This window comes from Paenibacillus sp. sgz302190, assembly GCF_059820445.1.
In genome coordinates this window covers 125,657-149,173 of record NZ_JBZYAO010000005.1, presented here as the reverse complement: position 1 = coordinate 149,173, position 23,517 = coordinate 125,657, and the positions used below count along the sequence as shown (strand labels likewise).

12 protein-coding genes, 1 pseudogene and 2 riboswitches are annotated in these 23,517 nt (G+C 55.1%); all 13 genes and pseudogenes read right to left on the bottom strand.

Going from position 1 to position 23,517, the window contains the following annotated elements; genetic code table 11:
- Positions 1–7: 7 nt before the first annotated feature.
- Positions 8–649, bottom strand: a complete 642-nt coding sequence (locus AC6RNO_RS08570) for a site-2 protease family protein (RefSeq protein ID WP_488437802.1) — start codon at positions 647–649, stop codon at positions 8–10.
- Positions 649–1,119, bottom strand: coding sequence for a 6,7-dimethyl-8-ribityllumazine synthase (gene ribH, locus AC6RNO_RS08565; RefSeq protein WP_474681466.1), 471 nt, complete (start codon positions 1,117–1,119; stop codon positions 649–651). Before ribH ends, AC6RNO_RS08570 begins: the two co-directional genes overlap by 1 nt.
- Before the next feature lie 45 nt (positions 1,120–1,164).
- A complete protein-coding gene (locus AC6RNO_RS08560) occupies positions 1,165–2,391 on the bottom strand; it encodes a bifunctional 3,4-dihydroxy-2-butanone-4-phosphate synthase/GTP cyclohydrolase II (RefSeq protein ID WP_474681467.1) in 1,227 nt (408 codons plus the stop codon).
- Between the two features lie 91 nt (positions 2,392–2,482).
- A complete protein-coding gene (gene ribE / locus AC6RNO_RS08555) occupies positions 2,483–3,148 on the bottom strand; it encodes a riboflavin synthase (protein ID WP_497105194.1) in 666 nt (221 codons plus the stop codon).
- A gap of 2 nt (positions 3,149–3,150) precedes the next feature.
- Entirely contained in the window at positions 3,151–4,266 is a 1,116-nt protein-coding gene (gene ribD, locus AC6RNO_RS08550; protein ID WP_497105193.1) for a bifunctional diaminohydroxyphosphoribosylaminopyrimidine deaminase/5-amino-6-(5-phosphoribosylamino)uracil reductase RibD, read from the bottom strand.
- Between the two features lie 226 nt (positions 4,267–4,492).
- Positions 4,493–4,671, bottom strand: a riboswitch (FMN riboswitch).
- 201 nt (positions 4,672–4,872) lie between these two features.
- Positions 4,873–5,304, bottom strand: coding sequence for a peptidylprolyl isomerase (locus AC6RNO_RS08545; protein WP_474681470.1), 432 nt, complete (start codon positions 5,302–5,304; stop codon positions 4,873–4,875).
- A gap of 293 nt (positions 5,305–5,597) precedes the next feature.
- Positions 5,598–5,682: riboswitch (cyclic di-GMP riboswitch) on the top strand.
- Positions 5,683–5,993: 311 nt separating this feature from the next.
- Positions 5,994–6,788, bottom strand: a complete 795-nt coding sequence (locus tag AC6RNO_RS08540; protein WP_474681471.1) for a GH12 family glycosyl hydrolase domain-containing protein — start codon at positions 6,786–6,788, stop codon at positions 5,994–5,996.
- Positions 6,789–7,561: 773 nt separating this feature from the next.
- The gene (gene lysA / locus AC6RNO_RS08535) at positions 7,562–8,896 is read right to left on the bottom strand and encodes a diaminopimelate decarboxylase (protein ID WP_497105192.1); all 1,335 of its coding nucleotides are present in this window, start codon (positions 8,894–8,896) and stop codon (positions 7,562–7,564) included.
- 82 nt (positions 8,897–8,978) lie between these two features.
- A complete protein-coding gene (locus AC6RNO_RS08530; protein WP_497105191.1) occupies positions 8,979–10,571 on the bottom strand; it encodes a spore germination protein in 1,593 nt (530 codons plus the stop codon).
- 30 nt (positions 10,572–10,601) lie between these two features.
- Complete coding sequence (locus tag AC6RNO_RS08525) at positions 10,602–11,018, bottom strand: stage V sporulation protein AB (protein ID WP_497105257.1); 417 nt, start codon at positions 11,016–11,018, stop codon at positions 10,602–10,604.
- A 2-nt stretch (positions 11,019–11,020) separates the two neighbouring features.
- Positions 11,021–11,656: a stage V sporulation protein AA gene (locus tag AC6RNO_RS08520; RefSeq protein ID WP_497105190.1), complete on the bottom strand. Its 636-nt coding sequence runs from the start codon at positions 11,654–11,656 to the stop codon at positions 11,021–11,023.
- 166 nt (positions 11,657–11,822) lie between these two features.
- Positions 11,823–11,996: pseudogene (locus AC6RNO_RS08515) on the bottom strand (peptide deformylase); the annotation flags it as partial.
- Positions 11,997–12,478: 482 nt separating this feature from the next.
- Positions 12,479–23,407 (bottom strand): amino acid adenylation domain-containing protein, encoded by a 10,929-nt coding sequence (locus tag AC6RNO_RS08510; protein ID WP_497105189.1) that lies wholly within the window; start codon positions 23,405–23,407, stop codon positions 12,479–12,481.
- Positions 23,408–23,517 lie beyond the last annotated feature (110 nt).

Genomic DNA, 23,517 nt, shown 5'->3' with positions numbered 1-23,517 from the left:
CCCTTGTCTAAAGTGAAAATATATTCATGACAAGCTGCGCGGCGATGGGATACAAATGAGCGAGCGCCCATTGGCCGATTGGCGTTATCAATAAAAGAAGGACCAGCAGCAGTCCGTAACGTTCGTTAGTCAAAAACCAGCGCTGCCGGCCGGCGGGAAACAGCCCCCGCACAATGTGCCACCCGTCAAGCGGGTACAGCGGCAGCAAATGAATAATAAAAAGCATGACATTCACAATCACACAGTACTGCGCATAAACTCTCCACGTTTCCACCGCTATTGTCTCGGTGTTGCCGTCAAACCAGGCAGGTAAAAAGAAGTACAGCCACCAAAAGAAAAACACAAGCACCAGATTGGCGCACGGTCCGGCTAAATAAACGAGCGTATGGGAAAGCCGCGGCCGCCGTTTCATTCGAGTCATGTCAACCGGCATTTTTTTCGACCAGCCATACGGTCCGAACACAACCATCGCAAGCCCCAAGGCGTCTATATGCACCAAGGGGTTTAGCGACAATCGTTTCTGCTCCCTGGCCGTCCGGTCTCCGAGCAACATCGCCGCGCAAGCGTGAGCGGCATCATGAATGGTCATTGCTATGAGAAAGGCGAACAGCCGGGGCAGCAGCGTTTCCAGGTGAAAATAAGAAAGCATTAGGAGCTGAATTGTTTGGTCAAATTCGCCATTTCGATTGCGGTTACCGCCGCTTCCCAGCCTTTATTGCCCGCTTTTGTGCCGGCCCGCTCAACGGCTTGTTCGATCGAATCCGTCGTCAGAACGCCAAATACGGTCGGCACGCCTGTTTTCAAATTGATGGCGGATACGCCCTTGGCCACTTCATTGCATACGTAGTCAAAATGAGGCGTCGAACCGCGGATTACCGTTCCGAGCGTAATGACTGCATCATATTTGCCGCTTTCCGCCATTTTTTGCGCGATCAGCGGAATTTCAAATGCGCCGGGCACCCATGCGATCTCCACTTCGTCGTCCTGAACGCCGTGGCGCTTCAGAGCGTCCTGTGCGCCGCCAAGCAGCCGGGAAGTAATGAATTCATTGAATCGTCCTACGACGATACCGTATTTTAAATTTTGCGAGACCAAATGTCCTTCGTAAATTTTTGCCATGTCCGTTTCGCCCTTTCTTATTGTAAAATTCCTGCAAGCCGCACGTTAAATGCCGCTGCCGGAGTCGTGAAATTCCAGCAAATGACCGAGTTTTTGCTTTTTGGTGTGCAAATAGTTCACATTGTGCTCCTTGCTTTCCATCTGAATCGGCACGCGCTCCACCACTTCCAGGCCGTAGCCTTCAAGCCCGCGGATTTTGCGCGGATTGTTGGTCAGCAAACGGAGCTTGCGGATGCCCAGGTCCTTCAAAATTTGCGCGCCAATGCCGTAATCGCGAAGATCCGGAGCAAATCCAAGCTTAATATTCGCTTCGACAGTGTCCAATCCCTGCTCCTGCAGCGCATAAGCTTTTAATTTGTTGATCAGTCCGATGCCGCGGCCTTCCTGTCGCATATATAATAATACACCGGAGCCCTCTTCTTCAATCTGTTTTAGCGCCGCTTCGAGCTGAGGGCCACAATCGCACCTGTGGGAGTGAAACACGTCCCCGGTCAGGCACTCCGAATGAACGCGCACAAGCGTAGGCTGCGACGGGTCGATCGTCCCTTTGACAAGGGCCACATGCTCTTTGTTGTCCAACTGATTCGTATAGGCGATCGCTTTGAATGAGCCGAAATCCGTCGGGAGCTTGATCTCCACCTCCCGCTCCACCAGCTTTTCCTCCCGGTTGCGGTAGCGGATCAAATCCTGAATCGTAATGAGGCGGATCTCATGCTTAGCCGCAAATTCCATCAAATCGGGAACCCGCGCCATCGTTCCGTCCTCTTTGATGACCTCGCAAATGACGGCGGCCGGATACGAACCGCACATCCTGGCCAGGTCGACGGCCGCTTCCGTATGCCCCGCTCTGCGCAGGACGCCGCCTTTTTTGGCGATCAGCGGGAAAATGTGACCGGGCCTGCGGAACTCGTGGGCTCTCGTATTCGGATCGATCAGCGCTTCTACCGTTCTGGCGCGCTCGTGCGCGGAAATGCCCGTGCTCGTCTCGACGTGGTCTACCGAAACCGTAAACGCCGTGCCGTGGTAGTCCGTATTTCTGGAAACCATGGGAGGCAAATCCAGCTCCTCGGCCCGCTCCTCGGTAATCGGCACGCAGACAAGACCGCGTCCTTCCTTGATCATAAAATTAATTACGTCAGGCGTCGCCTTATCGGCCAGCGCGATAAAATCCCCTTCATTCTCACGGTCTTCGTCGTCCACCACGATGATGACTTTGCCAAGCTTCAAATCTTCGATCGCATCTTCAATCTTGTCAAACCGTATGTCTGTCATCTTCACCCCTCCTAAGAGCAATCCGCCGCTGCCGGACGGGAAGCTTCTTCTATATCCGAAAGCCGCAGCAAGCTTGCATGTGCGTCCCCTGTCACATAAAACCGTGTTCCGCCAAAAAACTTTCCGTTAAAGCGCCCCGTTTGCCGCCGCTGCCGGATTCCTGCTGTCCGAAACGAAGCAGACGCTCCATATATTTGCCCAAAACGTCGCATTCGATGTTGACCGTATCGCCCGGCTTCTTGTCTTGAAGCACCGTCTGGGCCAGCGTATGCGGGATAATGGAGACGGAGGCGTCGCGTTCCGTCACTTGCACGACAGTCAGGCTGATTCCGTCAACGGTAATCGAACCGCTGGGAATGATGTATTTGAAAATGTCTTTGTTCTCCGGTTCGAACCGGTAAACGACCGCATTTTCTTCAGGCGTGCGAGAAACGATAACCGCCGTCGAATCGACATGCCCCTGCACAATATGTCCGCCAAACCGGCCGTTCGCCGCCATGGCGCGCTCCAGATTGACCGGTGTGCCCGTCTGCAGCTTGCGCAGGTTCGACTTGCGGTACGTTTCCGGCATCACGTCAACCGAGAAGGAGTCTGTGTCAAATGCGATCACCGTCAGACAAACGCCGTTCACCGCGATGCTGTCGCCAAGCCGCACATCTTCCAGCACCTTCGATGCGCCGATCGTCAGCACCATCGCCTGTCCTTGGCTGCGGACGCGGCGCATGCGGCCGATTTCTTCAATAATACCGGTAAACATGCCTAGTTCCCACCTTCATAAACCGGGTACCCGGTCAAGCATACATCTTGACCGAACCGCTCGACCTGCAAGCGGTCGAGCGTAATGCTGTCCGCCATCTTCGCGAAGCCGCCGAAGATGAAGTTCGCTGGTGCCTCGGCCCCGCCGCCGATAATTTTCGGCGCGTAGAACAGCACCAGCTTGTCGATGAGGCGCCGCTCCAGCATGGCGCCGTTGAGTCTGCCTCCACCCTCAAGGAGGATGGAGCCGATCTCGCGCTCGCCGAGCTGCCGCATGGCGAGCGTCAAATCCACCTGCGGGCCGTCGCCGCAGGTCACGATCTCGATGCCGCGCGCTTCCAGCGCGGCACGCCGCTCCGCGGGCGCCTGTGCGCTCGCGAGCAGGATCGTCGGCTGACGATCCTGCTCCTGCAGCACGCGGGCGTCCGGAGGGATGCGCAGCAGCGAGTCGGCGACGATCCGTACCGGCTGGATAGCCGGTACGTCGGCGCGCGCGCTGAGCAGCGGGTCGTCGGCGATGACCGTGCCGACGCCGACCATGATGCCCTGGTGCCGGTGGCGCAGGGCATGGACCAGAGCGCGCGACGCCTCGCCGGTGATCCACTTGCTGTCGCCGGTCTTCGAGGCGATCTTCCCGTCGAGCGTGCTCGCCGTCTTGAGCGTCACGAACGGCATGCGCGTGACGATGTACTTGTTGAAAGCCTCGTTAAGCGCCGAGGCTTCCTCCCCGAGCAGCCCGACGGATACGTCGATCCCGGCTGCTCGCAGCTTGGCGATGCCCGAACCGGCAACCTGCGGGTTCGGGTCGAGACCGGCGACGACGACGCGCGCGACGCCGGCTTCGATCAGCCGGTCGCTGCAGGGCGGCGTCCGTCCGTAGTGGCTGCACGGCTCCAGCGTCACGTAGGCCGTGCTGCCCCGGGCTTCCTCGCCCGCCATTTGCAGCGCGAGGACTTCGGCGTGCCCCTGGCCGCGCTTCAGATGCGCGCCCATCCCGACAATGCGTCCGTCTTTGACCAGGACGCACCCGACGACGGGATTGATCCCCGTCTGGCCTGACGCGCTTTCGGCCATTTGCAGCGCAAGCCTCATGTAGGCCTCGTCATTGATAAGCTGCATGCGCTCACCACCAATCTCTTGAACTTGAATGCAAAAAAGCCCCGATCCGGCACAGGATAGGGGCTCAAGGATTTGAAGTTGACACGAAAATGCTTCATCTATACGCGTTTGTCCATGTTTTCGGGTAATTCAAACAAACCCGGCACGGTGCCTGAAAGAAGACAGACCTGCCGAATTTTTGTTCAATTGAAAAGAGGCCAAACGTGCATAGCGAACCTGTTGTTCGCGTTTCCTTCTCCCATCCAGACTATACTGTCGGTCCCGGATTTGCACCGGGTCAGCCGTAGCGAAGCTGTTGTCAGGTACCGCTTAGCTTCAAAACGGGTCACGGACTTTACGGCCGGAGCAGCAGCTTCCGAACGTATCACCGCCGGTGGGGAATTTCGCCCCGCCCCGAAGGTATGCACACACAATGAAAGAAGAACTAATCTCACTAACGGGAGAATTAGTTTTCTTTGGTTATGAATTTATCACTCGAGCATGGAAAAAGCAACATTTTTTTCTTTTCTCCGCTGAAACATTGTTCACAAATCGGATTAAAAAAAGACCATCCCTAGCCGGTTTTACGGCTTAAGGAAGGTCTTTTTAAGCTTTACAGCTTTATTTTTACACTTCGACAATTTCGACCTTTTCCATTTGGTCTCTGCCTTTGAATGCGTCCACATACTCCATGCCTTTGGTTACTTTGCCGAAAACGGTGTGCTGTCCGTCCAGGTGAGGCTGCGGTTGGTAGCAGATGTAGAATTGGCTGCCGCCTGTGTTTCTGCCGGCATGGGCCATGGCAAGCGTTCCGCGCTCGTGTTTGTTCGGGTTGATTTCGCAGTTGATTTGGTAGCCTGGGCCTCCTGTGCCCGTTCCAGTAGGGCAGCCGCCTTGAGCTACGAACCCGGGGATGACGCGATGGAATACAAGACCGTTATAAAAACCGGAGTTTGCGAGTTTTTCAAAGTTGGCGACGGTGTTCGGAGCGTCTTTTTCGAACAGGTCGATCAGTACTTCTCCGCCGCCGGCGAGTGTGATTTTTGCTTGTTTGGCCATGTTAGGTCCACTCCTTTAGACAATAATACTTTATTTTACTATGAAAGCTTTCAATTCACAAACCCGCTGTGAAAATTTGCTGCCGCTGCGGAATCGTTGCTGTCGCGGATTTATTTTTTGCGGTATTTTTGCATATATCACAGAAAAATTGTCACTTCAATCGTTTACGTTCCGCTGGAACCCCCTTGATTTTGCCCTTTGTGAAATTTCTTTCTTTGACGATGAACTTTTGTGAAATACGACACAGAATGTTTCCACCTGTTCTGTTATTATTATCCAAGTAAACAATTGTAAATATTTGTGGAAAGCGAAGAAAACGTTCCTGTATCTGGGCACTTGGGGGCGTTTGAGCTACTAGTGCAACCGGCCGTCTATTTTTGATGGCCTTTTTCTATTTTCAAGTAAATGGAGGATGTCCGAAATGCAAACTATCCCGTGCGAAAAAGTCTTAGAGCAGCTAGGCATTTCCTCAGATCAGTATGATTCGTGGAAAAAGCAGCCCTCCTGCTTGCCTGGCGAACATTCAAATTATCCTTGCTATTTTGCTTCCAAGTCGCAAGAATCATATCCTTTGGCAACTTCCTCAAGCAAGTGACTCCTCAAAAAAATGTTGGCGCGGCCGCAGGGCGGGAATCCCGTTCTGCGACCGCGCTCTTTTTTCCGCCGCGCCGGCGGAACTCCGCTATTGATTATTGGACATTGCAATACCAGTTGGAAAAGTTGATTTGTCCGCTGCCTTTTGTAATTTCGGTGCCGTATTCCACGCTGCTCACATAGCGGCTGTTCGTGAAGTAATTTTTGGAAATGAGATAATCGGTAAAGTTTTTGACGTTAATGCTGAAGCTGTTTGTCTGGGACTTTTTCAGGAACGAATACACCCACCATTGATGCACGCCCTGGCTGTTCTTATTTTCGCCCCTGTACACGTCGTAAGTTTGCCCGCCGATCGAAACGTTGGAAAATACGAGAGAACCGAGCGGGCCGACGTCGGAGGTCCATTTGTTCCAAATCATAATTTCCTCGGTCGGAGTGCTGCTGGACGTTGCGTTCCCGGTGCTGTGCAGCCAAATATCGTAAGCGTTATTATAGGAGCCGTTCGTCGAGGAAGCGATCGAATACGTGACGCCTGTGTTAATGTTTTTGTTGGCGGACAGCTGTGTAGGGAATCCGCTGCCGCTTGTATATCCGTTCGTCCAGTGCCATCCGCTTACGATGGACGGGTACGCTTTGACCCCGCCGGCCGTAGTCGGCCAATTCCATAAGTATCCCAGATCGGTGCCGCTGTTATAGTACACGGTTTCCGACCAACCGCTAACGCTGCCGCTGCCCCAGGTGTTGTTAAACAGGTAGTATTTGTTATTGTTGAAATAAAGTTTATCGTACGCAGTGGAGGAAGAAGCAGCGGAAGCGCTCAATGGAAGCGCCAACAAAATTGCGGATAAAAAAAGGGAAGCCAGTCTCTTCTTGCCTAACCGAGTTTTCATTATCATGAACCTCCATTCAAAATAAATTGCTGTTTACCGTTCGCTCTCCCCGGGAATGTAAAGCGTTTACAAAAGACCGAATCACCCTCCGATACGATGGATTAAGCGCTTAATGAAATCTTACACATCCCGATGAATTAAAACTACCCCCAAAATCGAAAGGAAAATCATGCCAAAATTCATTCATGAACAATTCATTCACGAACAGCGGGAGGAGATTTTCGGAGGAAACTTTCTAAAAACTTGCCCGTTGTCAGCACGTCAGTACGCGGAAAATCTGCGAAAGTCAGGCAGTTGAGAAACTCGCACGCAGAGTGGGAGCGCCCTGCTGCCTAACTGCTTGGCTTCTTAACTGCTTGGCTCCGCGGAGAAAGCCTGCAAAAGTGCAGTTTTTTGCCCGGTAGATGCGCTGGCCACGAAAATTCCTGCAAATGTGCAGGCTTTTCGCCACGAACAGGGGCTCAGGGTCGTTTTCACCGAAAATTCCTGCACAATCGCAGGCTTTTCGTCCAAATGGGCCTTTTTGCGGAAAAAGCCTGCACTTTCGCAGGTTTTTTCCCTGACCGGCCTGCCAAGCCGCCTCATGTCCACCTGCCGGGCCGCCGATGTTCATCTGAAAAAAGGGCTGTTGAATTCCACCTAAAGAAAGGACTTCACCCTCCACTTGGCAGTGGAATTTGAAGTCCTTTTGCTTGAATCTTGGGCTTTGGGAACAGCCCTTTCTTTTCTGCAGCGCAGCGCGACCGCGGCATATTGCTTGGGCCGGCCCGGTTTTATTGAACCGCTTTGCTCACTTGCTTCAATCTTGCCGGGATCATATCGTTCTCTACGATGTTTTCGAAGGTTTCTCTTTTGACGACGAGATCGCTTTGCTCGTCCTTGACGAAAACGACAGCCGGACGGCGGATCCGGTTGTAGTTGCTTGCCATCGCGTAATTGTAAGCTCCCGTGCAGGCCACGGCCAGAATGTCGCCCGAGTTGACTCGCGGCAGGTTCAGATCCCAGATCAGCATGTCGCCGCTCTCGCAGCATTTGCCGGCGATCGATACGACTTCTTCCGCCTGCTCGGTTGCGCGGTTGGCAAGCATCGCTTCATACTCGGACTCGTATAAAGCCGGACGCGGGTTATCCGTCATTCCGCCGTCTACGGCGACGTACTTGCGGACTCCCGGGATGTCTTTCGTCGATCCCACGGTATACAGCGTTGTACCTGCATCGCCTACGATGCTGCGGCCCGGCTCCGCCCAAATCTCGGGCAGCGGGTAGTTGTTCGCGCCAAAGTTCTCTTTGATCGCGTCTGTGATCGCTTTGACGTAGACGGCTACGGGAAGCGGCGTATCGCCTTCCACATAGCGGATGCCAAAACCGCCGCCAAGGTTGATCACCTTGAACGTTACATCCAGACGGCTGCGCACTTCGACGGCAAATCCAGCGATTTTATCGGCGGCCAGGCGGAAGCCGTCCACTTCGAAAATTTGCGAGCCGATATGGGAATGAACGCCCAAAATTTCCAGATGGCTCAGCTCGGAAGCTTCTTTGACGGCGCGCAGCGCCGAACCGTTGCCAAGATCAAAGCCGAATTTGGAATCGATTTGGCCCGTAGAAATATATTCGTGCGTATGCGCTTCGACGCCAGGCGTAATGCGCAGCAAAATTTTCACCTTTTGGCGCTTCTCGGCGGCGATGGCATTCAGCAGCTGCAGCTCGATGAAATTGTCCACCACGAAGCAGCCGATTTTGGCGTCGATCGCCATTTCGATTTCTTCCGGCGTTTTGTTGTTGCCGTGAAAATGGATGCGCTCAGCCGGGAATCCCGCTTGCAGAGCCGTATACAGCTCGCCGTCGGACACGACGTCCAAGGACATGCCTTCTTCTTCGACAAGGCGGCACATGGCCATAACCATGAAAGCTTTGCTTGCATATGCGACCTGAAATTTCAGGCCGGACGCCTTGTACGCTTCCACGAATTCGCGGCAGCGCTGACGGATCAGCGCTTCGTCAAATACATATAAAGGCGTGCCGTATTCCGCAGCCAGTTTCGTTGCGTCGACTCCGCCGATTTCGAGGTGGCCTTGATCATTTATTTTGCTCGTACCGTGTAAATACATAGCTTTGGTTTCCCTCTTCCTTGTGTACATTACAATTAAAAGTATCACACTGGAAGCGCTTTTGACAATACATGCCGTGCTGTTATTTGGGCTGGCGTGTCCCGTCGACAGGCTTTGTCAGGCTCATCCGGGTTTTGTCCGAAAGCACGGGCTGGCGCACCAATACCGCAAAAAATCCTTTGGCGTTAAACGGAATAAACGGCCACATGTACGGCGAGTTGTACGATCTCCGGGTCGCCAGGAGCAGCAGCCACAGCGTTCCGCCGATGATCAGGCCCGGCACCTTGAAAATCGCCACGGCCACGAGCAGCGCCAGCCGCGTTATCCGGTTTGCCAGCCCCAATTCATAGCTCGGCGTTGCGAACATGCCTATGGACGCCACCGCCAAGTATAAAATCACTTCATTAATAAACAGCCCGGTTTTGACCGCGATATCGCCGATGAGAATGGCGGCTACCAGCCCCATTGCGGTCGCAAGCGGTGTCGGCGTGTGCACGGCGGCCATCCGCATCAGGTCAATGCCGATGTCAGCCAGCAAAAACTGCAAAAACACCGGCAAATGGCTCGCTTTTTGCGGTCCGATAAATTCAAGGCCGGCCGGCTTGAGCGACGAATCCTGGACGATCAGGACCCACAGCGGGAGCAGAAACAAAGAAGCCACAATGCCGGCAAAGCGCACCCACCTAAGATAGGTCCCGATAAACGGGGTTTGCCTGTATTCCTCCGCGTGCTGGACATGGTGGAAAAACGTCGTAGGCAAAATCATCGCGCTCGGCGAAGTATCGACCAAAATCGTTACATGGCCTTCGAGCAGATGGGCAGACACTACGTCCGGCCGCTCCGAATAGCGGGCCATCGGATACGGGTTCCAGCCTTTGTTCAGCACGGCTTCCTCCAGCTGCTTTTCGGCAAGCGGAAGTCCGTCGATTTCGACGTTTTTAATTTTATCTTTGATGGATTCCACAAGGTTGGGATCGGCGATATCGTTGATGTAACAAACGCATATGTCGGTCTTGGTCCGTTTGCCGACCTGGACAATTTCCAGCTTCAATCTTTCGTCGCGCAGCCTGCGTCTGATCAGCGTCACGTTGGTCAGCAGCGTTTCGACGAACCCGTCCCGCGAGCCGCGGACGACCCGTTCCAAATCCGGCTCTTCGACCGAGCGGACGGGAAACGTTTTGACATCGATCGTGATGGCCGCCGTCTGTCCTTCCATGAACAGCGCCGTTCCGCCCATCAGCACTTGTCCGATAACCTCGGACATTTTTTCATACGTTTTGACCTGGATGTGCGGGACGAGATAGTCCGCAAACGACTCGACCGTATGAGGCGTGACGCTTTCCCGGGACGCGTAGGACAAACGGGTAATAATATCGGTCAGCACGGAATCTTTGGCAAACCCGTTGCAAAAAAAGAGGCCGGCTCTGACGGACCCGAACACCATCTCCCTGAACACTAGATCGAAGCTTTTGTTGAACCCGACGCGTTCTTCAAGGACCCTCTTGACTATTTCAAGACGGTCCGGAATGCTTTCCTGCGTTTTTAACTCTTTTTCCTCTGCCGTCATATCGATTTCCGGCTCATACGGATGCAAGTTGCCTTCCTCGTCTATCGCCAGCTTGGAATTGTCCGAACCATCGCCGTTCTTTCCGCCTTTTTTCAGGATCACTTTCATGCCTCATACCTCCCCGCGTATTTTCCTGCTTCAATAAAACAGCCATTCGAAAAGCGAGCCGACCACTTTGCCGAAAATCATCGCCATCAAAAATAAAATCATATAAGAGCCCATGCCCACCCGTTTCGCCAAAATCGGCAGCACATTGACAATTTCCGTCAGGGCTCCGGCCAGCATGCCTACGAAGCACCCGGCAAAAAGACCGACAAACGAGGCGCCGAGCGGAAATAACTGAAGCCGCAGCTCGCAGAAATCGACCCAGGTGAACACCAGCGATCCCGCTACGATCGCCGCTTCATAGGCATGTATCTGTTTGAACGACCGGGTGATCTGCACAAGCCGCGGAATGATGTCCAGCACGATCAGAAAAGCGACCATCCCGCTGCCGACGATAATTCCCCCGGACAGCCCGACAAAAGCCGCCGCTGCCGCTTCAACGACCGCCATGATCACTTGGCGTCATTCCTTTCGTGTATTTTGCAGTACTCCTCCGTGATGACGTAATGGTTCACATTTTCCTGATACATAAACATTTCGACCTCAAGCGGGCTCGGCTCTTCATTGAATTTTTTCTTGAACAAATGGTTGAAAAAAATAACCATCCCCACGCCGATGCCGAGCGAATAAGGAATTTGCAAAATAAGCGGATGCTCCACCGTTTTCCCGGTCATCAATTGGTAAATTCTCCGGTGCACTTCGAGCATGCTGACGTCGGCATGAAAGTTCATAATCGCGAGGCCCGAGCCGATAAACAGCAGCAGCCAGACGATGCCGATCAGCAGCGGATTGGGCCGCTTGTCGCAGGCAGAAACCTCCAATAGAACGTGCGGCTCTCCGAAATGCTCGATCTGCAGCTCCGGGAAGCGCCCCTTGATCGCGCGGACGATCTGCATCATGTCGATCAGAACACGGTTGCCGTCTTCGTGCCGCGATTTATAAATGACGATTCGGCTGAGCCGGTCTTCATATTCGGGTTCGACGATCATTTGAGCGATATCGCCTAATTGTACGCTGTTTCCTTTGCGGACCCGTGCTCTCCGGCGCAGCCGGATGTAAAGGTACGGTGAGACTGCAGGCCGTTCCATATGCTCACTCCTTTTACCATCCATGTATAGGAGTAGTATGCAAATTGTTGATTGGCAATAATCGCTTCAAAAGATGGTAAATGCTCCTACTGCGGTGTTCGTGCATAATATGAAAAACCGCTGAATCACCGCAGAGCAATCCGGCGGGTCAACGGTTTTTTGTTTGCTATTGCGGCCGCGACAGGCGAATGACGTCAAGCAGCCGGACTTTATGCTGTGTATGCTCATGAACGAGAAACGGGTCGCGGACGTGGTCGACGAAAAGCACGCCGTTCAGGTGATCGATTTCATGCTGCATGCACCGGGCGAGAAATCCTTCCCCTTCCAGCATGATAGTTTCCCATCTTTCGGAAAAAATCCACTTTTTCGGGATAAGTTCGATGTCGATTGCGAAAAAGAACCCTAATTGGGAGGGGAGACGCTTTTCCAATGCGCACCTCTCCCGGCATAGGTCGCGGAACTGCGAAACTGGGAATGAGGCAGTTTGGCAGGGAGAAAAACTGCGAAAGTGCAGGTTTTCTCCCTAGAAATGGTCCATATTGGTGAAAAACCTGCAATTGTGCAGGAATTTTCACTTACATCGGGTCTGAGCGCATGTTCGCGGCGAAAAGCCTGCACAATTGCAGGAATTCATCGTAGCCAGCATACCAGGGACGCAAATTTATGTACTTTTGCAGTTTTTTCGCGCAGCCGGGCAGTTGTGCGACCAGCCCTGGCGTGTGGGGGTTCCGGCCGGCCCGCCGAAACAAGAAACAGGGGCAGCCTCACGGCTGCCCCAAAGCTTTGAAGAGGGCATCCCTGTACGGATGCCCTCTCTCATTTTTAACGAACGCCGCCAGGTATTTGGGCGATTTCGCTTAAGATCTGCCGAATTTTGACGGCGTTGTCCTCCACGTTGCCCGCTTCAAGAAGTTCATCGTGCAAGCCGGTGAGCCGCCCTTCGGTGTAACCGCCGTTCGTCGATTGCCGCCACGATCTTGCCGGGTCGGCGGCTTCTTTCATCGACGCTGTTTGCGGCGACAAAAGCGTATGAATATTCGCCTGCACAACGCCCGTGTTGACGATTGTGCTGCCGTAGATCGCGTAGGCATACACTTTTTGTCTGTATGTGCCCTTCAGCGCTTCCTTGTACGCAGCCGGCGCTTGTTCCAGCGCGCGGTCGACCTGCTCGATCATTTTCTCGCGGCTTAATGAACCTGATTCCATACTTCGCAAAGAGTCGACCATAATGATGTCGGAAACCGTGAACCCTTTGGCTTCCATCGCCTTCGCCAGTTCGAACGCCAGATTGCCGCCCATGGAATAGCCAAGCAGCACATAAGGGGATTCGTTTTGAATGCTTCCGATCAGCTGCATGTATGGTTCAAGCAAATCATGCTGCGCCCGGTCGTCATCGATGAAATCGAGCCCGTACACGACAGCGTGCCCGTTCAGCTGTTTGGCCAGCTCGGCGAAGCCCATTCCGTATCCAAGCATAGGCGGGAAGCAGAACAAGTTGATATGCCCCTTGTCGTTCAGCTTGGTTGCATACTGCTGCAAAGACTGCCCGGCATTAGGCGCCGCCAGCTTCAGCGCCAAACCTTCAATCGTCGGCGAATCAAACACGGCGCGCGGAGGGAGCTCCTGGCCGAGCTGCTTGTCGATTTTGCCGACGAGCTCAAGCACTTTGAGCGAATGTCCGCCGAGGTCAAAGAAATTGTCCTGGACGCCGATTCCCGTCAGACCGAGCACATCCTCCCAAATCCGGGCAAGCTGCTGCTCCGTGTCATTGCGCGGAGCTGCGAAGCTTTCTCCGGCAATGCCGCTTCCGTCCGGCTCGGGCAGCGCCTTGCGGTCCAGCGTACCATCCGGCGTCAGCGGCAGCCGCTCGAGATGCATGATCCGTGCCGGCACCATATGCGCAGGCAGCGTTTGCCGCAGGCGCGCCAGCAGCGCTTCCGGATCGACAGACTCTTCTCCAGCCGTATACCCGCACAAATACGTCTGCCCCCGCTCGTCTTTTCGATCGGTAACGATCGCTTGACGAACGCCTTCAAACTGCAGCATCGCCGACACAATCTCGCCGAGCTCGACCCGTAAGCCGCGAATTTTTACCTGGCCGTCGATCCGGCCGATAAAATCAACGTTGCCGTTCTCCGTCCAGCGTACCCAATCTCCGGTGCGGTAAAGCCGCTCTCCGGGAACGAACGGATTGGGGATGAATTTCTCGGCGCTGAGCTCGGGCCGGTTCAGATAGCCCCGCGCCACGCCCGCTCCGCCTATGCATAGCTCGCCGGCCACTCCCACCGGAACAAGCTTCAACTGGGCGTCGAGAATATAGAAGCTGGCGTTCATACGCGGTTTGCCGATCGGCGCATGGCCGGCCGGAGGCAGCAGCGGCAGCGGCTCGTCGTAAAAGCTCGAATCGATCGCCGCTTCGGTGACCCCGTAGCTGTTAACGATCCGCATGTGCGAGCCGAAGCGTTCCAACAATCGCCGATAGTCGGTTACACTAATGCTGTCGGAGCCGGAAATAAGCAGCCGGAGCGAGCTGATATCCAGATTTTCAGCGTACAGGTAGTCCATCAGCGGAAGAATGAGCGCCGGCGTCGATTCGAGCACCGTAATCTCATAATCCCGGATCCACCGGTACAATTGAGCGGGATCGATCCGGTCTTCGGCCGGGCAGACGACCATCGTTCCGCCGTTCATAAACGTCCGGACGATGTCGAGAACGAACACGTCGAACGAAAAGTTGGCGAGCTGCAGCAATCGGACATCGAACTCGTTCAACCGATATTCCCTGCGATTGGCCAGTGCCGTGTTCATCAGGCTGACATGCTCCACCATAACGCCTTTGGGAAAGTCTGTCATCCCCGAGGTGTAGATCACGCAGGCCAAATCGTGCGGCTCGTTGACATACGGCTCGGATGCCGGGAACCCTTCGTAAAGCGAATCGTCATCGAGATGGAACGCCGCCTCGAGCTCGCTTTCCGCATGAAAAGCGTCGGCGGCAAGCTGCTTCAGGCCGCTTTGCGTCAAGAGCACCTTGGCGCCGCTGTCCTTCAGCATATATTGGATGCGTTCGGCGGGATAATCCGGATCGATCGGCACATAAGCGCCCCCCGCTTTCCACACGGCAAGCACGCCGATGACCAATTCCACGCCGCGGTCCGCAAGGATGCAAACGATAGATTCGCGGCCGACGCCTTGCTCCCGCAGCAGGCTCGCCAGGCGGCCCGCTTTTTCGTTCAGCTCGCGGTAAGTGACGGTGTGCTGTTTGAATACAACCGCCGACTTTTCCGGCGTTCGCAGAACCTGCTCCTCGAATATCGAATGGAAGGCATACTCCGGCGCTGGCTCCCGATTCAAGCTTCCAAAAGATTCCAGAAGGAGCCGTTTCTCGTCTTGGGCAACCACGTCCAGATCGCCTACACGTACATGCGGGTTAGCGACAATCTGCTCAAGCATGTGTATAAAATGTCCGCGAATTTTCTCCATGTCCGCTTCTTTGAACGAGCCCGTATCGTACTCGAAGCTGAACAACATCGTATCGCCCGGAAATACGCACAAACTGAATTCATAATTCGTCTGTTCCAACATCTCCACATTGGAAATGCGGAAATGTTCCCGGCGTTCGGCGTCGACCTTGCCAACCTGCTGATCGACGGGGTAATTTTCGAAGATGACAAGATGGTTGACCACATCATGCCGCGTGTCTGCCAGCGCTTGCGCTTCAAACAGCGGGAACGTATCGTGAGGCCGCGAGGCAACCGATTGAGCCTGCGTTCTACGCATAACCTGGGCAAAGGTTTCGGCCTCCGAGCAGCGGATGCGCACCGGAATCGCATTAATGAAAAGCCCGACCATCGTTTCGATCCCCGGAATGTGCGACGGCCTGCCCGATACGATGCTTCCGAACACGGCGTCCCCGGAATTGTTGTACCTGTGCAGCAGGATACCCCATGCGGTCTGGATCAACGTGTTGATCGTAACTTGATTTTCCTTCGCGGTCCGGTTCAGCAGCTCTGTCAGCTCCGCGCTTATTTCTCTGTTCATCCTCTTGGTGATTCCGGTGGAACCGGCCTGTTTTTGTGAAGGCAGGCGGGTTTCCTGCTCATAGCCGTCCAGATACTGTTTCCAATACCAGGCCGATTCCTCCCGGTTCTGGTCCTCCAGCCATTCGATATAAGCACTGTACGGAGGTGGCGGCGCAAGTTCGATTTCCTTATTTTCAAGCAACCCGAAATAATGCTCGAACACTTCTTCGTTCAGCAGCGACAGGCACCAGCCGTCTATGAGGATGTGATGGAAGCTCCAAATGAAGCGGTACACATCGTCGCCAAGCTGCAGGACGGATACCCGGAAAAGAGGGTCGCGGCTCAGATCGAAGCCTCTAACCCGATCTTCATTTTTGAACGCATCCGCAGCGCCCGCCAGTTCCGGCTCGGGCAATCCGCGCAGGTCTTCATAGTAAAACCCCGGACTCCGCTCTTTAAACACCACCTGCACCGGCTTATCGTTCATATCATAGTAAAAATTGGTGCGCAATATGGCGTGCCGCTGCACAAGCCGGTGCAAGGCTTCCCGGAAAGCCGATACCGCCAGACTGCCCTCAAGGTCGTAACTGACCTGCTCAAAATAGGCCGGAGACTGCGGAACGAGCCGGCTGTGAAACAACATGCCCTGCTGCATCGGCGTAAGCGCATAGGCATTTTCCAGCTCGCCGATCGGCGCTGTTTGCTCAAGCAGCCGCTGCAGACCCTCAATCGTCATTCCTTTGAGCGAGAGGTCGCTTGGCGTCAGCTCAGGCCGCTCTTTTTGCGAGCAGTGGTCGATAATCGAGCGCAGACTTGACGTCAGCAGCTCGGCCAGGCGTTCCATCGTTTCCCGCCGGTACTCTTTGCCGCTGTAGTTGATAGTAAGTCCCAACTGGCCTGCGGATATCATGCCGTTAATATCCAGCGAATAGGCGCGCTTCGTCTTCTCGCTGATCGGCATGCCGGAGGAGTAAGCGGACGGCTGAATCGCGTTCCTTTGCAAATCCTGATCGAACTGGCCGAGATAGTTGAAGCTGATTTGCGGCGATAACTCGTACACGGCCCGATCGGTGTCCGGGGTCAAATATTTGACAATGCCGTAGCCGATCCCTTTGTTCGGTATTTTGCGCAGGCTCTCCTTGACGGATTTGATCAGATAGGAAATGTCCGTATCCGCATGCGCGTCCAGAACAGCCGGGTACTGGCTCGTAAACCAACCGACGGTGCGGGTGACATCGAGATTCGGTACAATCGGTTCTCTGCCATGCCCTTCCAGGTTTACCAGGATGCGATCGATGCCGCTCCAGGAATGGATGGCCGACGCCAATGCCACCAGCAGCAGATCGTTGACTTCTGTATGATAGGCGCGGTGCGCCACTTTAAGCAGCAGCTCCGTTTCCTGCTCCGTCCAATGAGCCGTTACCGAGTCGCTGTCCATAATCCGCGAATCGCCGGACTCGCCGTCCTTCGGCAGAGCCGGGAAATCCAGCGCGGCAATCTGCGCCCAATAAGCCCGCTCCTTCTCCAGCGCAGGACTTGCGGCATATTGCGTCAGCGCCTCCGACCACATTTGGAACGAGTCGGTTTTGAGCGGCAGCTGAATCGCCATCCCTTTCAGCGCCTGCTCATAGCCGGAGAAAATGTCTTCAAACAGGATGCGCCAGGACACTCCGTCGACGACTGCATGGTGAATCGCAATTAGCAGATGTTCCCCGTCCGGACAGCGGAACAGCCCCAGCTTCATCAACGGGCCGGCCCCAAGATCGATGCTCTTTTGCAGCTCGCCGGCTTTGGCCTCGACAGCTTCGCCGCAATCGGCCTCCGCGCGGAAATCGAAAACGTCGAGGCTGTACAGCTCGCCCTCGCCTTCCGCGGCGCGGTTCCAGGCCGCAAATCCGTCCGCTTCATGCCGGATTACCATCCGCAAGGCGTCATGATGCCCGGCGATTGCGCGCAAAGCCAGATGCAGCGCATCCGTATCGAAGCCCTCTTCTTTAAACAGCATGACCGACTGGTTAAAGTAATGGGGCTCATCCTGCCCTTGTTCGAAGAACCAGCGCAGCACCGGCGTAAGCCCAACCTCTCCGGTTACCTCTCCCTGATCGGCTATCCTTGAAGCGGGCTGCAAGCAAGATCCCAATCCGGCTATGTTCGGATGCTCGAACAAATCCTTCATGTCAAGCTTGTAGCCGGCCTGCAGCAATCTGGAGGACACCTGAATGGATTTGATGGAATCGCCGCCAAGATCGAAGAAATTGTCATAAATGCCGACCTGCCTAACCCCGAGAACGGCTTGCCATACGGCTGCCAGGGCATGCTCTTCCTTGGTGCGGGGCGCAGCGTACTCGGAACCTGTTTGCAGTTGATCCGTCGGCGCAGGCAGCGCTCTGCGGTCGACTTTGCCGTTAACCGTAAGCGGCAGTTCCTCCAATTGGACAAAATAGGCAGGAATCATGTAAGCGGGAAGCTCCTGCGACAGCTTGCCGCGGAGCTCGCTTCCCGCATACTCCCTTTCGGCGGTGTAGTATGCGACAAGGTGCTTCTGGCCATTGTCGTCCTCTCTGACGATAATGACGGCTTCCTTGACCCCGTCCGCCTTCAGCAGCTGCGCTTCCACCTCACCCAGCTCGATCCGGTAGCCGCGGATTTTCACCTGATCGTCCATGCGGCCCAAATATTCGATGTTGCCGTCCGGCAGCCATCTGGCTAGGTCACCGGAACGGTAAACCCGCTCTCCCGCTGCGAAGGGGCTGTCCATGAATTTCGCCGCCGTCACATCCGGCCGGTTCAAATAGCCTTGAGCTACGCCGTCCCCGGCGATTAGCAGTTCTCCGGCTACGCCGATCGGCTGCAGCCTGTCTCCCGCATCGACGATATACATCTTCGTATTGCTGAGCGGACGGCCGATCGGCAGGTTTGTGGCAAGCTCGTCGATCGAATCGACCTGATAATACGTCGCAAATACCGTTGTTTCCGTCGGTCCGTAGCCGTTGATCAGCCTGCCGGGTCCCAGGGCGCGAAACGCTTTTCTTACATGCGATACGGAAGCCCGTTCCCCGCCGAACATAATTTTGCGCAGCGAGACGAGAGCGCCGATATTTTCATCGACCAGCACATTAAATAAAGAGGTTGTGATGAACATGACCGAAATGCGTTCTTTTTCGATCAGCCGGGAAAGCTTCTCCATCTCCAAAAAGCTGTTCTTGGAAACGAGCACAAGCTTCGAACCGTTCAGCAGCGCTCCGTAAATATCGAAGGTCGAACCGTCGAACGAGTAGCTGGAAAGCTGCAGCACAATATCTTGCTCGTTAAATTCGATATAGTTCGTGTTAACCACCGTTCTGACGATATTGCGGTGCGTCGTCAAATTGCCCTTGGGCTTGCCCGTCGTGCCGGACGTATAGATGACATAGGCCAGATCGTCGGCGCCCGCCCCGCCGTCCAGGTTCGAACCGTCCGCATCGAGGGATGACGGGTCATCCAACATGACGAGCTTGCCGTCAAACGCCGCGCGCTCCGCCAACCGCTGCTGAGTCACCAGCAGCTTGGCCCCAGAATCTTCCATCAGGAACCGGATGCGTTCCTCCGGATACTCGGGATCGATCGGAATGTACACCGCGCCGGCTTTGAGAATCCCGAAAATGCCCGCGATCATATCGAAGGAGCGGTCGGCCATCAGACCGACAAAATGCCCCGTTTCCACGCCTGCCGCCCGCAGCGTCCGCGCCAGACGGTTTGCCCGCTCGTTCAGCTCGCGATACGTGAGGCTTTCCCCCTCGTAGACAAGAGCGACGCTGTCCGGCCTGCGCGCAGCCTGCTCCTCGAACAGCGCGTGAAGCGTCTTGTCTCTCGGGTATTCGGTTGCCGTATCGTTGAATTGACGGTAAATTAGCGTTTTTTCCGCTTCCGTGGCAATGTCCAGTTCCGCCAGCTTCACTTGCGGGTTGTCCGCGATACCTTGAACAAGCTGCGTAAAATGCGCCGCCATTCGTTCCACGGTCTCCCGCCGGAACAAAGCGGTCGCGAATTCAAAGCTGCAAGCCAGCGACTCGCCCCGCTCGGAGACGAACAGCGTCAGGTCGAACTTGGACACGGTATGTTCCTTCGGATAGGCGCTGACCCGGAGCCCTTCGACTTCCGCTTCCACCGCTTCCTCATGCTGCAAAACAAAAGCCGTATCGAACAGCGGATTGCGGCTTATATCCCGCTTCAATTCGAGCCTCGCGATCAAGTCATCCAGCGGATATGCCTGATTGTCGAAAGCTTGCAGAGCGTGTTCCTTGACTTCCCGCACATAACCGGCAAACGTTTTGCCGGCTGCCGGATAATTGCGGATCGGCAGCGTATTGACGAACATGCCGATCAACGGCTCCAGGTCGGGATGCTGCCTGCCGGCGACAGGAGTTCCGACGATGATGTCTTCTTGTCCGGTATATTTGTGCAGCAAAGCCGTGTAAGCGGCGAGAAGAACCATAAATAGCGTAGAGCCCGTCTGGGCGGCGATTTGCTTTAACGCATCGCTCGAAGTTTTGTCCAAAGCAAATTCATAGGTGTTTCCAAGGAAGCTTTTTACCGCAGGTCTGGGGAAATCCGATGGCAAATCAAGCACAGGCAATTCGCCGGAAAAAGCTTGCAGCCACTGCGTCTCTTGCGCTTTATACGGCTCGGTTTGGATCTGGTGGAGCTGCCATGCGGCGTAATCTTTGTACTGAATACGCAGCGGAGCCGGCTCCGCCTCTTGGTATAACGCGATAAACTCGCGAATGAGCACGTTCATGGACGCCCCGTCCGACACGATATGGTGCATGTCGAACAGCAGAATGTGGCGCTGCTCGCTCACGGCAATGAGTCCGACGCGCATAAGCGGAGCTTGCCGAAGATCGAACGGCCGCACGAATGCCTGCACCAGCGCCGGAGATTCCGCTTCGCCCGCTTGCATATATTCGACGGCAAAAGAAACTTCCGGATGAATGCGCTGCACCGGTTCGCCGTCCAAAGATTCGAAGCTCGTACGCAGCGTTTCGTGACGCGCGATCAGCTTGCGGAAAGCTTCCTCCAGCCGTTCCCGCTGCAGCTTCCCGTCCAGGATGATCGCGCCGGGCATGTTGTAGCTGAGATCGGCACCGGACAATTGGCTGACCGCGTACATCCGCTTTTGGGCGGATGAGACGGGATACGTATCGCTTGCGTCTGCGACAGGAATCGCTTCGTGCCGGACATATTCCCGTTCCTCAATCAAAAGAGCCAATTGCTCGATAGTCGGACGCTGAAAAACGTCGCGCAGTTGGATGCTGCGGTTCATCTCTTTATGAACGGCGGATACGAGCGTAGTCGCCCGCAAGGAATGCCCGCCGATTTCAAAAAAATTGTCCGTGACCCCGACCTTCGGCAATCCGAGAATGTTTTTCCAGATCGTTTCCAGCTGCATTTCCGCCGGTGTCCGGGGAGCCACGTAGTTCTGCCCTGCCGACAGGGCGGATTCCGGTTCGGGCAGCGCCCGCCGGTCGACTTTGCCGTTCGGGTTCAATGGAATGGCATCGACTTGAACGAAATAGGTCGGCACCATGTAGCCCGGCAGCTCCTGCAGCAGAACGTTTCTCAACTCCTGAGCGGACAGTGCCGCATGAGCCGTAAAATAGGCGCACAAATATTTTTGAGCCTGCTCGTCCTCGCGGACGATAACTACGGCATCCTGAACTTTTTCCGCCTTTAACAGCTCGGCTTCGATTTCGGCAAGCTCGATCCGGTAGCCCCTGATTTTCACCTGCTCGTCCATTCTGCCTTTATACTCCAGCGTGCCGTCGGCGCGCCAGCGAGCCAAATCTCCGGTTCTGTAGCAGCGCTGTCCGGGTTTAAAAGGATGCTCGATAAACTTCTCCGCCGTAAGTTCCGGGCGGTTCAAATAGCCCCTGGCTACGCCGTCTCCGCCGACGAGCAGCTCGCCCCAAGCTCCGATAGGAACGAGCTTCTGATATCGGTCCACGACATAAGCGGTGGAATGCGCGATCGGCTGCCCGATCGGTACGGCTTCCGACTGTTCGCTTTCGATCGAGTATGTGGTCGAGAACGTCGTATTTTCTGTCGGTCCATACCCGTTCACGATGCGGAGCGACGGATGCTCGAGCATCACCCGGTTAATATGAGGCACGGACAGCACGTCCCCTCCGACGATCAGCGTGCTTACGCCTGCGAACATTCCGCTTTCCTGCTGCGAGATTTGGTTAAATAGCGGGGACGTCAGCCACATCGTTGTGATGCCGTATGTTTGAATCGCCTGCTTCAGCTTCGTACCGTTCAATATGGTGTCCGACGGCGCCAAATACAGCCGCCCGCCGTTCAGCAGCGCACCCCAGATTTCAAACGTCGTAGCGTCGAAAACGACCGCGCCCGTTTGCAAAATCCGCGTGTGCTCGTCAAGCTGCGCATAGTTCGTATTTTTGACCAACCGAACGACGTTGCGGTGCTCGACCATGACGCCTTTCGGTTTACCTGTCGATCCCGAAGTATAGATGACGTAAGCGAGGCTTTGCGGATCGCCGGCTGCCCCAAGGCCGGAATCATCACCGGAACCCCCTTCCAAATCATGGGAATCATGAAGAGAAATCGTCGTGCCGGCGAATATCGACGCTTGCCCGCGGTGCCTTTCCTGTACGAGCAAATGAGCGGCGCCCGAATCCTCAAGCAAATAGCGGATCCGCTCTTCCGGGTATTCCGGATCAATCGGCACATAAGCGCCGCCGGTTTTTAACACGGCGATTATGCCGACGATCATGTCGATCGAACGTTCCGCCATAATGCCGACAAACGCTTCCTGCCGCACGCCTGCCGCCGCCAAGCGGGCTGCCAGCCGGTTCGCCCGCTCGTTCAGCTCGCGATAAGTCAACTGCTCCTCGTCGAAAATAACCGCCGGATAATCCGGGGTGCGCGCCGCCTGCTCTTCGAACAAGCCGTGAATCGTGTGATCTCGGGGATAATCCAGCCATGCGGGATTAAACCCCGTCAGAAGCTGTTCTTTTTCCGCATCCGTCAGGAATTCGGCTTGCGCCAGCGGAAGCTCCGGCTGAAACAAGACGACGGATAAAAGCTGCTGCAAATGCGCGCTCAACCGCGCGATGCTGTCTTCGTCGTAACGGCCCGCATCGTACTCAATAGCCAGCGTGACGGAGCCCCCGGCCATATCGAAGTGAAAAGCAAGTTCATGCGCGATTTGCTCCGCATATCTGACGGAGTGCAGCTGGCGCATCGTCACAAGTGTATGTATCAAGGGAATGCCGTCCGCAAGACGGGGAATGTCCATTTGCTCCGTATAATTCCAAAAGGGGAGCTGCTGATGCTCGAAAGCTTCAGTGGCTGCCGTTTTGACGCTTTGCAGCAGCGAGCGGTAGCTCATGTTCGGTTCGACCCGGTTTTTGATCAGCAGCAGCGGATTGATTCCCGAGCCCGATGATTCGATAGTCGGGACCCCTATGATCAGTTGGTCTTCGTTCGTATAGGTATACAACAAAGCTTCAACGCCGGCCAGCAGCAGCATGAAAGCCGTCAGCGGGGCTCCGCCGGAAATCCCGGCGATTCGTTCGGATAAATTCGCGGGGAATTGGGCGGCTTTCGTCTGCAGCCTGCGATCGCCGTTTTTCGTCCGGGCCGCGCTCGTATAGGAAAGGCAAACAATCCGATCGTCGCTGTCAAACTTGTTCTGCCAATAGGTTTGATCGTTCTCAAAAACCGATTGCACTTGCTTCACTCCCATTCATGTTCAAGTTCATGGATTGCCGCATTGCTTTTGAAGACGGAAAACGGTAGACCGCCCTTTGCTGGGTGCGCCGCCGGGCCGGTAAGCCTGCG

Excerpts from the sequence above, each read along its gene's own strand:
- AC6RNO_RS08570 (WP_488437802.1), bottom strand. The coding sequence starts at position 649 with ATGCTTTCTTATTTTCACCTGGAAACGCTGCTGCCCCGGCTGTTCGCC.
- ribH (WP_474681466.1), bottom strand. The coding sequence starts at position 1,119 with ATGGCAAAAATTTACGAAGGACATTTGGTCTCGCAAAATTTAAAATAC.
- AC6RNO_RS08560 (WP_474681467.1), bottom strand. The coding sequence starts at position 2,391 with ATGACAGACATACGGTTTGACAAGATTGAAGATGCGATCGAAGATTTG.
- ribE (WP_497105194.1), bottom strand. The coding sequence starts at position 3,148 with ATGTTTACCGGTATTATTGAAGAAATCGGCCGCATGCGCCGCGTCCGC.
- ribD (WP_497105193.1), bottom strand. The coding sequence starts at position 4,266 with ATGCAGCTTATCAATGACGAGGCCTACATGAGGCTTGCGCTGCAAATG.
- AC6RNO_RS08545 (WP_474681470.1), bottom strand. The coding sequence starts at position 5,304 with ATGGCCAAACAAGCAAAAATCACACTCGCCGGCGGCGGAGAAGTACTG.
- AC6RNO_RS08540 (WP_474681471.1), bottom strand. The coding sequence starts at position 6,788 with ATGAAAACTCGGTTAGGCAAGAAGAGACTGGCTTCCCTTTTTTTATCC.
- lysA (WP_497105192.1), bottom strand. The coding sequence starts at position 8,896 with ATGTATTTACACGGTACGAGCAAAATAAATGATCAAGGCCACCTCGAA.
- AC6RNO_RS08530 (WP_497105191.1), bottom strand. The coding sequence starts at position 10,571 with ATGAAAGTGATCCTGAAAAAAGGCGGAAAGAACGGCGATGGTTCGGAC.
- AC6RNO_RS08525 (WP_497105257.1), bottom strand. The coding sequence starts at position 11,018 with ATGGCGGTCGTTGAAGCGGCAGCGGCGGCTTTTGTCGGGCTGTCCGGG.
- AC6RNO_RS08520 (WP_497105190.1), bottom strand. The coding sequence starts at position 11,656 with ATGGAACGGCCTGCAGTCTCACCGTACCTTTACATCCGGCTGCGCCGG.